Here is a 12,378-nt window from a genome sequence, read left to right as displayed (position 1 = left end):
CTTAACCTAAGTTTTTGAGAATCCAATTTCCGTTTTCGAGGACGAGCACGCGGTCGCACTCGAACTCGTCCTGAACATTGTCGTGACCAGGCATGCTCTGGATCACGACTTCGCCTGCCTTGCGCAGGTCAGCGATTTTTTCCTTCAGCTCGGGGGCATTGCCCCACGGCGCGCGGATGGAATGCTTGCGCTCGGCCGTCGGCAGCAGCCGGGCCAGTTCGCGCAGGTCGAGCGAGAAGCCGGTCGCCGGACGCGCGCGTCCAAAGGCCTCGCCCACGTGATCGTAGCGCCCGCCCCTGGCGACCGCATTCGGCAGGCCCGGCACGTACAGTGCGAACATGGCGCCGCTTTCGTACTGGTAGCCGCGCAGGTCGGCCAGGTCGATCGCCACCTCGGCGCGGCCGATGGCGCCGGCGGCCAGCGCGGCCAGTTCGGCCAGCGCACGCTGTATGCCCGGCAGCGCCGGCAGCTGTTCGCGCGCCTTGGCCAGCACCTCGACGTCGCCGTACAGGTGCGGCAGCGCCAGCAGCGCCTGGCGGGTCTGCGGATAGTAGTTCGTCGAGATGGCGTCCAAACCCGGCGCATCCTTGGCGCGCAGCAGGCAGTAGATCTGGGTTTCGTCACGCTTGGCGGCCGGGTCTTCGTTCAGCAGCGCGCGCAGCACGCCGACGTGGGCCAGGTCCAGGCGCACGTTGGCGAAGCCGGCCAGGGCCAGCGAGCCGAGGGCCAGTTCCTGGATCTCGGCGTCGGCTTCCAGGCCGGCATGGCCGTAGATCTCGGCGCCGATCTGCACCGGCTCGCGGGTGGCGTGCAGGCCCGACGGACGGGTGTGCAGCACGCTGCCGGCGTAGCACAGGCGGGTGATCGATTCACGGTTCAGCAGGTGCGCGTCGATGCGCGCCACCTGCGTGGTCATGTCGGCGCGCAGGCCGAGCAGGCGGCCCGACAGCGGATCGATGACCTTGAAGGTCTTGAGGTCGGTATCTTCGCCGGCGCCTGCCAGCAGCGACTCGGTATATTCGAGCAGCGGCGGCATCACGAGCTCGTAGCCGTAGAGCCGGAAGTTATCGAGCATCAGGCGGCGCAGCTCCTCGATCTTGCGCGCTTCGGACGGCAAGACATCGGCAATATTCTCAGGCAATAGCCAGTTCGGCATGGGCAACAGATGGGAGTTGGGATAATTAGCTGCGACTGGCAGGGACGACGATAGACGTGCCAACGCATGGCGCGAACGCCGAATCGGTGATTTTACCCGAAAACCGCGCGGGTGAGGCAGGGAATGCTGGTTCGACACCTTGCCGGGTTAACAATCTGCCACGTCACGGATGCCTATACAAGCTGGCAAATCCCATGAAAAACGGGCTCCCGTTGTGCGGGAGCCCGTCCTGGGCAAGGCCTGGGAGCGCGGCTCAGCGACCCGACGCCGCCGGCTGCTTGAAGTACTTGAAGAACTCCGAGTTCGGATCGACCACCAGCACGTCGCTGCGGTCCTTGAAGCTGGCGCGGTAGGCTTCGAGCGAACGGTAGTAGCGGGCGAATTCCGGGTTCTTGCCGAAAGCTTCGGCGTAGATGGCCGAGGCCTTCGCGTCGCCGTCACCCTTGACCTTCTCGGCGTCGCGGAAGGCTTCGGCGATGATCACGGTGCGCTGGCGGTCAGCATCGGCGCGGATCTGCTCGGACTCGGCGGCGCCGGTCGAACGCAGCTCGTTGGCGACGCGGACGCGCTCGGCGCGCATGCGTTCGTACACCGAGTTGTTGATCTGCTCGATGTAATCCACGCGCTTGAGGCGCACGTCGACGATGCCGACGCCAATTTCCTTTGCCTCGGCCACGACCTTGGCCTGCACCGCCGCCATCACCGCGGCACGCTCGCCGGAAATCACTTCGCGCACGGTGCGCTTGGTGATCTCATCGTTCAGGGCCGCCTTGATGATCTGCGACATGCGGTCGCGCGCACGGCTTTCGTCACCACCGAAGCTGACGTAGTACAGGCGCGGATCTTCGATACGCCATTTCATGAAGGCATCCACCAGGATGTTCTTCTTCTCGGCCGTGATGAAGCGGTCGGCGTCGGGCGTGTCCAGCGTCAGGATGCGCTTGTCCAGGTAGATCACGTTCTGGAACGGCGGCGGCAGCTTGAAGTGCAGGCCCGGCGTCGAAATCACTTCCTTGACCTGGCCGAGCGCGAACACGATCGCGAAGCGACGCTGGTCGACGACGAAGATCGTGGACGACAGCAGCATCAGTGCGATGAAGCCCGCGACGAAAAGAGTTACGAGGCGGTTCATCAGCGGGTCTCCCTGTCACGTGAGGAATCGCGGCTGCGCTCGTCTCGCTGGCGCACCGCTTCCATGGCCTGGCTCACTTCGGCAGGTTGGCCGGACTGCGGCAATTGCACCGGACCCGATTTGCTGCCGATCTGGGCATCGTTGGCTGCCTGCTGCTGCATCAGCTTGTCGAGCGGCAGGTACAGCATATTGTTGTTGGCGCGCGAGTCGACCATCACCTTGGTGGTGCTGGTGAAGATCTGCTGCATGGTGTCGATGTACATGCGGTCGCGGGTCACGGCCGGGGCGCGCGAATAGGCGGCCACCACCTGGTCGAAGCGGGCGGCGTTACCGGTCGCGTTCTCGACCACCATCGAACGGTAGGCTTCGGCGTCCTGCTGCAGGCGGAAGGCCTGGCCGCGCGCCTGCGGGATGATCTGGTTGGCATACGCCTCGCCCTCGTTGCGGGCGCGGGCGCGGTCCTGGCCTGCGCGCACGGCGTCGTCGAAGGCGCTCTGCACCTGCTCCGGCGGCTGCACGCCCTGCATCGTCACGTTGGTGATCAGGGCGCCGAGCGCGTAGCGGTCGCCGATCGCCTGCATCATCGAATGCACGTCGGCGGCGACCTTCTCGCGGCCTTCGTACAGGACGAAGTCCATCTTGTTGCGGCCGACCACTTCGCGGATCGCCGTCTCGGCGATCTGGCGCACGCTGTCGTCCTGGTCGCGGTTGTTGAACAGCCAGGCGACCGGGTCTTTCAGCGTGTACTGCACCGCGAACTGGATGTCGATGATGTTTTCGTCATCGGTCAGCATCAGCGATTCTTGCGGCTGCTTGTTGCGCACGTTCGCCCGGTAGCCGATCTCGGCGGTACGGATCTGCGAGGTGTTGACGGTCTCGTGGGCCTGGAACGGATACGGCCAGCGCCAGTTGAAACCCGGCGTGGTCGAGTGGCTGTACTTGCCGAAGGTGGTCACGACGCCGACCTGGCCCTCTTGCACGATGAAGGCGCCGCTGGCAAGCCAGATGAAGCCGACGATGATGGCGATCACGCCGGCGCCGATGCCGGCGCCGCGCATTTCGCCGCGCGGGCCGCCGTTGTCGCCGCCGCCGTTATTGTTGCCGCGGCCGCCGAACATGCGGTTCAGGCGCGCATTGAAATCGCGCCACATCTGGTCGAGGTCGGGAGGACCGTCACCGGGGCGGCGACCATCCTGGGCCTTGCGGTCGTCTTCGGGGTTGCGTCCCCAGCGTGGGTCGTTCAGCGACAATTTGACGCCGAATCTTTTTAGTAGAGAAACAAGCATAGGCTAGTTGGGCCTGACATGGGTGGAAGTTGGCATATTGTCGGCAAGACCGCCGGGGTGCGCGTCCACCGACGCGTCTTCCTCGGCGAGCCCGAAGGCTTCGTCGTGCTCTTCGTTTTCTGGGTTGCTGTACCCGCCTGGGCCCGGCGCGGACTTGGCCGCCTCGGCGATTGCCGAACGCAGCAGATCCAGGCCGGCGCCACTGTGGGCGCTGATGAAAACCCGGTTGATCTTATCATACTCATCACGCTCGACCCCAGGTTCCAGCCCGGCGGCATCGATCTTGTTCCACACCAAAATTTGCGGAACATGATCTGCGCCAATCTCGCGCAAGACTTCATTGACCTGTTCGACCTGCTCCATGCGCGTCGGGGAGGCGCTGTCGACCACGTGCAGCAAGAGGTCGGCATGGATGGTTTCTTCCAGCGTGGCGCGAAACGCCGCCACCAGCTGGTGCGGCAGTTCGCGCACGAAACCGACGGTGTCCGAGATCACGACGCTGCCCACCTCGTCGCCCAGGTACATGCGGCGGCTGGTGGTGTCGAGGGTCGCAAACAGCTGGTTCGCCACGTACACGCCGGCTTTCGTCAGCGTGTTGAACAGGGTCGACTTGCCGGCATTGGTATAACCGACGAGCGACACCGAGAAGGTCTTGTTGCGGCCGCGCTGGCGGCGCTGGGTCTCGTGCTGCTTGCGCAATTTGCCGAGGCGCGCGCGCAGCATCTTGACCCGCTCGCCGATCAGGCGGCGGTCGGTCTCGAGCTGGGTTTCACCCGGACCGCGCAGGCCGATACCGCCCTTTTGACGTTCCAGGTGGGTCCAGCCGCGGATCAGGCGCGTGGCCAGGTGCTGCAGTTGAGCGAGCTCGACCTGGAGCTTACCCTCGTGGCTCTTGGCGCGCTGGGCGAAGATATCGAGGATCAGGCTGGTGCGGTCGATCACGCGCAGCTGGAGGCGACGCTCCAGGTTGCGCTGCTGGGCGGGAGAGAGAGCGTGGTTGAAGATGACGATCTCGGCGCCAAGGGCCTTGGCGTCGAGGGCGATTTCGTCGGCCTTGCCGCTGCCGACGAAATGCGCGGGGTCCGGGCTGCTGCGCTTCGCCGTGATCGTGGTGATCGGATCGGCGCCGGCGGAGCGCGCAAGCAGCGACAGCTCATCGAGACTGGCGGCGAAGTCGCCAGTCCCGAAGTCGATGCCGACCAGCGCTGCGCGCAGGGTTGGAGTGCCGGGGGCGTCAGCCATCGGCCTTACTCGGCTTCGTTGGAGTCGAGGTTAAGGTTGACGGCACGGGCCGGCACGACAGTGGAAATGGCATGCTTGTAGACCATCTGGGTCACGGTATTACGAAGCAAAACGACGTATTGGTCGAAGGATTCGATATGACCCTGGAGTTTGATACCGTTGACGAGGTAGATCGAGACAGGGACGTGTTCCTTGCGCAAGGCGTTGAGGAATGGGTCTTGTAACAGTTGCCCTTTGTTGCTCATAACAGCTCCGTAATGTTGTTGTAGTTAAAAGTTTGAGGCGATTTGCCGGTTTTCAAGTAGTTAGAGCCATATTCTGCGTGAGCGAATGCAGCCCTAAGCCTACTGTAACCTGTTTTGCCGCTTTTTGTCGTACTGCTACGACTTTCAGCCTAAACAATTCAGTCTTTTGCGAACGGATTTTTCCCGCTGCGCAGCTCGATCCTGAGCGGGGTGCCGACCAGGTTGAACGTGTCACGGAAATGCTTTTCCAGATAGCGCTTATAAGGCTCGGTGATCCCCTCCAGCGCATTGCCGTGGATGACGATGATCGGCGGATTCTGACCGCCCTGGTGGGCATAGCGCATCTTCGGACGCGAGGTGCCCTTGCGCTTCGGCTCCTGCTTCTCGACCGCCTCCTGCAGCGCGCGCGTCAGGCGCGGCGTCGACAGGTTGGCCGTCGCGGCGGCATACGCCGACTCCACCGACTTGAGCAGCTGGCTGATGCCGGTGCCGCGCAGCGCCGAGACGAAGTGGGTCTTGGCAAAGCCCAGGAAGTCCAGCTTACGGTCGAGGTCGTTCTTGACCTGGTCGCGCTGGTCGGTTTGCAGGCCGTCCCACTTGTTGACGGCCACCACCAGCGCCCTGCCCGATTCCAGGATGAAGCCGGCGATGTGGGCATCTTGCTCGGAAATATCTTGCTGGGCGTCGAGCAGCAGGATGACGACGTTGGCATCCGAGATCGACTGCATGGTCTTGACCACGGAGAATTTCTCGATAGCCTCGAAAATCTTGCCGCGGCGGCGGATGCCGGCGGTGTCGATCAGTGTGTACTTCTTGCCGTCGCGCTCGAACGGCACTTCGATCGCATCGCGGGTGGTACCCGGCATGTCGAAGGCGATTACGCGCTGCTCGCCGACCAGGGTATTGATCAGGGTCGACTTGCCGACGTTCGGGCGGCCGACGATGGCGATCTTGAAGCCGTGATCGGCCGGTTCCAGCTCTTCCGGTTCGTCGGGGCGCTGGGCGAAGGCGATGTCGAGCGCCTCGTTGACCAGGTCGTGCACGCCGTCGCCATGGGCGGCGGAGATCACGTACGGGTCGCCCATGCCGAGTTCATAGAAGTCGGCGGTGACGGAGGTGTACTTCATGCCTTCCGACTTGTTCACCACCAGCATGACCTTGCGGCCACTCTTGCGCAGGTAATCGGTGATGGTCTTGTCGTGCGGGGTCAGGCCCTGGCGGCCGTCCACGATGAACACGACCACGTCGGCCTCGGCCACGGCCTGGCGCGTCTGCAGCGCCATTTCATGCATGATGCCTTCTTTGGCGACCGGCTCGAAACCGCCCGTGTCGATGACCAGGAATGGCCGTTCGCCAATCCGGCCTTCGCCATAGTGGCGGTCGCGCGTCAGGCCAGGGAGGTCGGCCACCAGCGCGTCACGCGAACGGGTCAGGCGGTTAAATAAGGTCGATTTCCCGACGTTGGGACGACCTACGAGTGCGATTACCGGCTTCATGTTTTATTCTATTCGACCGCGATCGCGGTCACAGTTCCATTTTGTGTTTGAAAAATCAGGTTCGTGCCGGCCACCAGCGGCGTGCCCATGATCGGGCTGCCATCGGTCGCTGCGCGCGCCAGGAAAGATCCGTCCTCGCGCGACAGGAAGTGCACATAGCCTTCGAAGTCGCCGACCGCGACGGCGCGGCCATACGACAGCGGGGTCGACAGGCGGCGGAAGGCCAGCTTGTCGTTCTTCCAGCTGGAAGAACCCGTGTCGCGGGTGAAGGCATGCAGGGCGCCCTTGTCGTCCGGTGCGAACACGTACAGCTGGTCGACGGCGACGCCGGCATCGGACGACAGGTCGCGCGTCCACTTCGCCGAACCGGTGACCAGGTCGAAGCAGCCTACGCGGCCCTGGTAGGACGCGGCGCACACCTCGTTCTCGAACAGCACCGGCGCGCCGCCGATGTCGGTCACGCGTTCCAGTTCGGTGGCGCCGCGCGAGACGCCGACCTCGACGTCCCAGCGCGGCGCGCCGGTGGCCAGGATCATCGACGACAGCTTGCCGCCCGGCTGGGCCACGATGACGTCGGTCCCGGCCACGATCATTCCCGGCGCATTGCGCAGGGTGAGCGGCGGCGCGACTTTTTGCACGGTCCACTTCTTGTTGCCGTTGGCGGCATCGATGCCGACGATGCGGTTGTCGATCGAGCGCGCCACCACGATGCCTTGCGACACCACCGGCGCCGACAGGATCTCGCTCGACAGCTGGGTCTTCCACAGCGCCTTGCCGTCCATGTCGAAGGCCAGCAGCTGGCCCTTGTCGCCGCCGACCACGATCAGGTTGCCGTCGGTGCCGACGCCGGCCGACAGTTCGGTGTCGGCCTTGATGCGCCACAGTTGCTTGCCGCTCCCGGCTTCGACGCGCGCGATGGCGCCGTCGGCGCCGGCCACGACCACCGTGTTGCCGGTCAGCGCAGGCGAGAAGGTGTAGCCGCGCGCCTTGCCGATATCAAGTTTCCATGCGGTGCGCACGGCCATGCTGCCTTTCAGCTCGACCAGCTTGGCCGGCTGGTCGCCCTTCTTATCCGACGCGAATGGATTGAGCGAATTGAGGGTCGAGCAACCCGTCATCAGGGCCAGTACGCCGACACCAACAAGCTTGCTGCAAATACGCATTTTGTTCTACCTTGTTCCTGGACTATAGAGGACGCAAGGCCCGCGCCGCCGTCAGGCGTGCGCGGGCCCTCTCATGGGGGAGGATTACGCGGCTGCCTTTTGCTCGGCAGCTTTTTCTTGTTCCGATTTCTTGTCGGCCGGCACCGTGCCGCCGATCGCTTCGAGCTTGATCTGCACCAACTGGCGGCCCGGCGCGTTCGGATCCATCGCGGCGATCGCCGCGACATAGGCCGCGCGCGCTTCGTTCAGCTTGTTCTGCGCGACCAGCACGTCGCCCTTGCGGTCGTTCACTTCCGAGGTGAACTGCGGCAGGAATTTGCCGTTCAGGACCTTCAGCGCTTCGTCGAATGCCTTTTCGTCCAGCAGCACGCCGGCCAGGCGCAGGTTGGCGATCGACTTGTATTCGTCGTTGCCGTGCTCGGCCGCCCACTGCAGCTGCGCCTTGGCGGTCTTGAGGTCGTTCGCTTCGAAGGCGGTCTTGGCCGCCGCCAGCGCCGCCATCGGGGCATAGGCCGACGATTCGTACTTGGCGCGGATGTCGCCCGCCACGCGCTGCACCTTGGCATTGTCGTTCGCCAGCAGCGAGGTCTGCAGCTCGTCATACAGCGCCGACGCCTCGACCGACTTGTTGCGCTGGTGGGTTTTCCAGTAGTTCCAGCCGGCGTAGGAGCCGAGCGCGAGAATCAGGACCCAGATGATGATGTTGCCGTACTGCGACCAGAACGCCTTGAAGGAATCAAGCTGTTCCTGTTCCTGGTGATCGTATGCCATGTGCGTATTCTTGTATTAAATGGTTGATTGGTGGTGCCGAACGCCGGTTACGGGTGGTAGTGCACGTGATCGTGGTCGTGGCCGTGGTCGTGACTGCCGACGATCTGGTCGACCAGGTAGTCGACCACTTCCTCGAACGGCACGGCGGCCTGCTGCTGCTCGCCCACTTCGCCGCGCATGGTCTTCACTTGCGCGGCATTGTTCGCGATCTCGTCCTGGCCGATGATGACGGCAAAGGCGGCGCCGCTGCCATCGGCCTTCTTCATCTGGCTCTTGAAGCTGCCCGCACCTGTTGGCGTTGCGCAATGTAACACAACATCCAGGCCGGCATCCCGAATCCGCTCGGCCAGGATGAAGGACTGCAGCTGGGCCTCTTCTCCCTGGTGGACCATGTACACGTCGCACACGTTCGGCTCGGCCGGTTCGCCCAACCCTTTCATGAGCTCGATGATGCGTTCCATGCCCATCGCGAAACCGACCGCCGGGGTCGGCTTGCCGCCGAAGGTTTCGATCAGCGGATCGTAGCGGCCGCCGGCGCAGATCGTGCCCTGGGCGCCCAGCTCGTCGGTGACCCATTCGAACACGGTGCGGTTGTAGTAGTCCAGGCCGCGCACCAGGCGCGGGTTGACGGTGTACTGCACCGCGTTCTTGTCCAGCAGCGCCTTGACGCCGTTGAAGTGGGCCAGCGACTCTTCGCCCAGGTAGTCCAGCAGGCGCGGGGCGGCATTGACCATCTCCTGCATCGCCGGGTTCTTGGTGTCCAGGATGCGCAGCGGATTGCTGTGCAGGCGGCGCTTGGCCTCGGCGTCGAGGATGTCTTCGTGTTTTTCGAGATAGGCGATCAGGTCGGCGCGGTGGCGGTTGCGCTCTTCGGCGTTGCCGATCGAGTTCAGCTCGAGGCGCACGTTCTGCAGGCCCAGGTCATCCCACAGGCGGCGCGACATCATGATCATCTCGGCGTCGATGTCCGGGCCCGAGAAGCCGATCGCTTCGGCGCCGAACTGGAAGAACTGGCGGTAGCGGCCGCGCTGCGGGCGCTCGTGGCGGAACATCGGGCCCTTGTACCACAGGCGGCGCGGGCCGTCGTAGACCAGGTTGTGCTCGAGCACGGCGCGCACGACGCTGGCCGTGCCTTCCGGACGCAGGGTCAGCTGGTCGCCGTTCATCGAGTCTTCGAAGGAATACATCTCCTTCTCGACGATGTCGGTGACGGCGCCGATGGCGCGCGAGAACAAAGCGGTCTGCTCGACGATCGGGGTCACGATCTTCTGGTAGCCGTAGCTCTTCAGGATCGTTTCGGTGGTGTTCTCGAACAGCTCCCACAGCGGCGCGTCTTGCGGCAGGATGTCGTTCATGCCTTTGATGGCGACGATTTTTTCTGGTTTGGACATGGTTTTCTTTCTCAATTCTTGGCGCTGCTCGTGGGCGCAGGTCGGCCAGCTCTCCCAGCCCCAGGCTTACGCCTGGGTCGCTGCGCCGGCGAGCGACATGTCGCTCGAAACCCCGGCTCGCCCGTAATTCTTCTTCACATAATCGAGCACGATGGTCTTGAACTCATCGACGATGCGCTCGCCGCGCAGGGTCGCGAATTTCTGGCCGTCGACGAACACCGGGGCGGCCGGCGATTCGCCGGTGCCCGGCAGGCTGATGCCGATGTTCGCGTGCTTCGATTCGCCCGGACCGTTGACGATGCAGCCCATCACGGCCACGTTCATCGCCTCCACGCCCGGATACGTTTTCTTCCATTCAGGCATCTGCTCGCGCAAGAAGCTCTGGATGTTGTCGGCCAGCTCCTGGAACACGGTCGAGGTCGTGCGGCCGCAGCCCGGGCAGGCGATCACCATCGGGGTGAACTTGCGCAGGCCCATGGTCTGCAGGATTTCCTGGCCAACCACGACCTCCCTGGTGCGGTCGCCGCCCGGTTCCGGCGTCAGCGAGATGCGGATGGTGTCGCCGATGCCCTCTTGCAGCAGCACCGACAGCGCCGCGGTCGAGGCGACGATGCCCTTGCTGCCCATGCCGGCCTCGGTCAGTCCCAGGTGCAGCGGATAATCGCAGCGGCGCGCCAGTTCGCGGTAGACCGCGATCAGGTCTTGCACGCCCGACACCTTGCACGACAGGATGATCTTGTCGCGCGCCAGGCCGACTTCTTCGGCGCGCACGGCGTTCTCGATCGCCGATGTGATCAGCGCTTCGTACATCACCGCCTGGGCGCTCCACGGATTGGCGCGCGCGGCGTTCTCGTCCATGATGCGGGCCAGCAGCGTTTGATCCAGACTGCCCCAGTTGACGCCGATGCGGACCGGCTTGTCGTACCTGGCGGCGATCTCGATCATCTGGGCGAACTGGGTGTCGCGCTTGGCGCCCTGCCCCACATTGCCCGGATTGATGCGGTATTTCGACAGCGCCTGCGCGCATTCCGGATAGTCGCGCAGCAGCAGGTGGCCGTTGTAGTGGAAGTCGCCCACCAGCGGCACGTCGACTTCCATGCGGTCGAGCTGTTCGCGGATCGCCGGCACGGCGGCGGCTGCCGCCGGGGTGTCGACCGTGATGCGCACGATCTCGGAACCGGCGCGCGCCAGCTCCTTGACCTGGATCGCGGTGCCGATCGCGTCGGCGGTATCGGTATTGGTCATCGACTGCACCACCACCGGGGCGTCGCCGCCCACCCAGACCGTGCGCTGGCCGTGCGAGACGGCCACCTTGCGGCTGGCGCGGCGCGCCAGCGGGCCGGACGGTATGGCTTCAGGAGTGCAGGCTTCGTTCAACGAATTCATTTGGTGTATTCCAGCTTCAGCTTATTTCAGCGCCACGCGCGCGATGGTGCGGCCCGACTGCTGCGGCAGCGCGACGTTGGCGCCGCGCAGGGTCGCGGTCACGCCGCCAGGGGCCCCGACCACCAGGGTCGCCGGGCCGCTCAGCTCGACCGACTCGGTGCTGCCGCCCTTGACCAGGCGCGAGATCAGCGGACGGCCGCCGGCGCTCGGACGCACTTCGATCCAGGAATCCTCGCGCACGTTCAGCACCAGGGTGTTGGCGCCGGCGGCGGGGGCCACGGCGGTGACCGGTGCGGCAGCGGTCGAGATGTTCGGGGCCGGCGTCACGCCAGGCGCGGCCGCGCTCGACGTTCCCGCCGCCGGTGCATTGGCCGGCGCATTGGCCGGCGCATTGGCCGGCGGCGGGACGGCCGGCACCGGTGCGGTCGGGGTGGCCGGCGCGGCGCCCGGCGCCGAACCGGGCGCTGCCGCTGGCGGCGCAGTTTCGCCAGCCGGCGCCGGCACCGAGATCAACGGCACCGATGGATTGATCAGGCCTTGCTGGGCGCCGGCCGCGGGCGCCGAGCCTGGCGCGACGACGCCGGCGGCCGGGTTCTCGAGCACCGTGGCGTCGCCCGCCTGGCCGTCGCGCTGCAAGTTCGGAATCAGGTCGAACTGCCAGGCCGCAACGGCGGCGCCGGCCACCACCACGGCGGCGGCGATCCAGCCCAGCGGCAGGCGGTTGCGGCGGCCGGCGATCGGAAAGCGGGTCTCGGAGAACGTGGCCGGACGCTGTTCGCGGCGCACGGCGCCGGTGTTGATGGGCGCGCCGGCCTGGGCTTCCGGCGGCATGTTCAGTTCGATCATCGACACCAGCGGCGCGGCGTCGATCTTGAGCAGCTTGGCATAGACGCGCACGAAGCCGCGTGTCACGGCCGGGCTCGGCAGTGAAGCGTAATCGCCGGCTTCCAGGGCCACCACCTGGCGCGGGGCCAGCTTCAGCTGGTCCGCCACCTGTTCCACACTCCAGCCCATCGCTTCGCGCTGGGATTGCAGGGTCTTGCCAGGGATGCCGGGCTGGTTGCCTGGCGTAGCCGGCTGATCTGCTTGCTCGTTCATTGTCCTCGTCCT

At 65.0% G+C, this 12,378-nt stretch carries 11 protein-coding genes; all 11 read right to left on the bottom strand.

Annotated elements, in window-relative coordinates; translation table 11 throughout:
• Position 1 precedes the first annotated feature (1 nt).
• Entirely contained in the window at positions 2-1,156 is a 1,155-nt protein-coding gene (locus HMPREF9710_RS10715; RefSeq protein ID WP_005666261.1) for an ATP phosphoribosyltransferase regulatory subunit, read from the bottom strand.
• 253 nt (positions 1,157-1,409) lie between these two features.
• Positions 1,410-2,288 carry a protease modulator HflC gene (gene hflC, locus HMPREF9710_RS10710; RefSeq protein ID WP_005666260.1) on the bottom strand — a complete coding sequence of 293 codons (879 nt, stop codon included), beginning with the start codon at positions 2,286-2,288 and terminating at the stop codon, positions 1,410-1,412.
• Positions 2,288-3,574, bottom strand: a complete 1,287-nt coding sequence (hflK, locus tag HMPREF9710_RS10705) for an FtsH protease activity modulator HflK (RefSeq protein ID WP_005666258.1) — start codon at positions 3,572-3,574, stop codon at positions 2,288-2,290. Before hflK ends, hflC begins: the two co-directional genes overlap by 1 nt.
• A 3-nt stretch (positions 3,575-3,577) precedes the next feature.
• Positions 3,578-4,816, bottom strand: a complete 1,239-nt coding sequence (gene hflX / locus HMPREF9710_RS10700) for a GTPase HflX (protein ID WP_005666257.1) — start codon at positions 4,814-4,816, stop codon at positions 3,578-3,580.
• Between the two features lie 5 nt (positions 4,817-4,821).
• Positions 4,822-5,061 (bottom strand): RNA chaperone Hfq, encoded by a 240-nt coding sequence (gene hfq / locus HMPREF9710_RS10695; protein WP_005666255.1) that lies wholly within the window; start codon positions 5,059-5,061, stop codon positions 4,822-4,824.
• 158 nt (positions 5,062-5,219) lie between these two features.
• Positions 5,220-6,557: a ribosome biogenesis GTPase Der gene (gene der, locus HMPREF9710_RS10690; protein ID WP_005666254.1), complete on the bottom strand. Its 1,338-nt coding sequence runs from the start codon at positions 6,555-6,557 to the stop codon at positions 5,220-5,222.
• Positions 6,558-6,565: 8 nt separating this feature from the next.
• Positions 6,566-7,720: an outer membrane protein assembly factor BamB gene (gene bamB, locus HMPREF9710_RS10685; RefSeq protein WP_005666252.1), complete on the bottom strand. Its 1,155-nt coding sequence runs from the start codon at positions 7,718-7,720 to the stop codon at positions 6,566-6,568.
• A gap of 84 nt (positions 7,721-7,804) precedes the next feature.
• Positions 7,805-8,491, bottom strand: coding sequence for a YfgM family protein (locus HMPREF9710_RS10680; RefSeq protein WP_005666250.1), 687 nt, complete (start codon positions 8,489-8,491; stop codon positions 7,805-7,807).
• A 47-nt stretch (positions 8,492-8,538) separates the two neighbouring features.
• Complete coding sequence (gene hisS / locus HMPREF9710_RS10675; RefSeq protein ID WP_005666249.1) at positions 8,539-9,882, bottom strand: histidine--tRNA ligase; 1,344 nt, start codon at positions 9,880-9,882, stop codon at positions 8,539-8,541.
• Positions 9,883-9,948: 66 nt separating this feature from the next.
• Positions 9,949-11,268, bottom strand: a complete 1,320-nt coding sequence (gene ispG / locus HMPREF9710_RS10670; RefSeq protein WP_005666247.1) for a flavodoxin-dependent (E)-4-hydroxy-3-methylbut-2-enyl-diphosphate synthase — start codon at positions 11,266-11,268, stop codon at positions 9,949-9,951.
• 21 nt (positions 11,269-11,289) lie between these two features.
• Entirely contained in the window at positions 11,290-12,366 is a 1,077-nt protein-coding gene (locus tag HMPREF9710_RS10665) for a RodZ domain-containing protein (RefSeq protein WP_005666245.1), read from the bottom strand.
• Positions 12,367-12,378: the final 12 nt, after the last annotated feature.

Source organism: Massilia timonae CCUG 45783 (assembly GCF_000315425.1).
Lineage (GTDB): Bacteria > Pseudomonadota > Gammaproteobacteria > Burkholderiales > Burkholderiaceae_D > Telluria > Telluria timonae.
The sequence above is the reverse complement of the archived record's forward strand: the minus strand, read 5'-3'. Positions and strand labels throughout refer to the sequence as shown.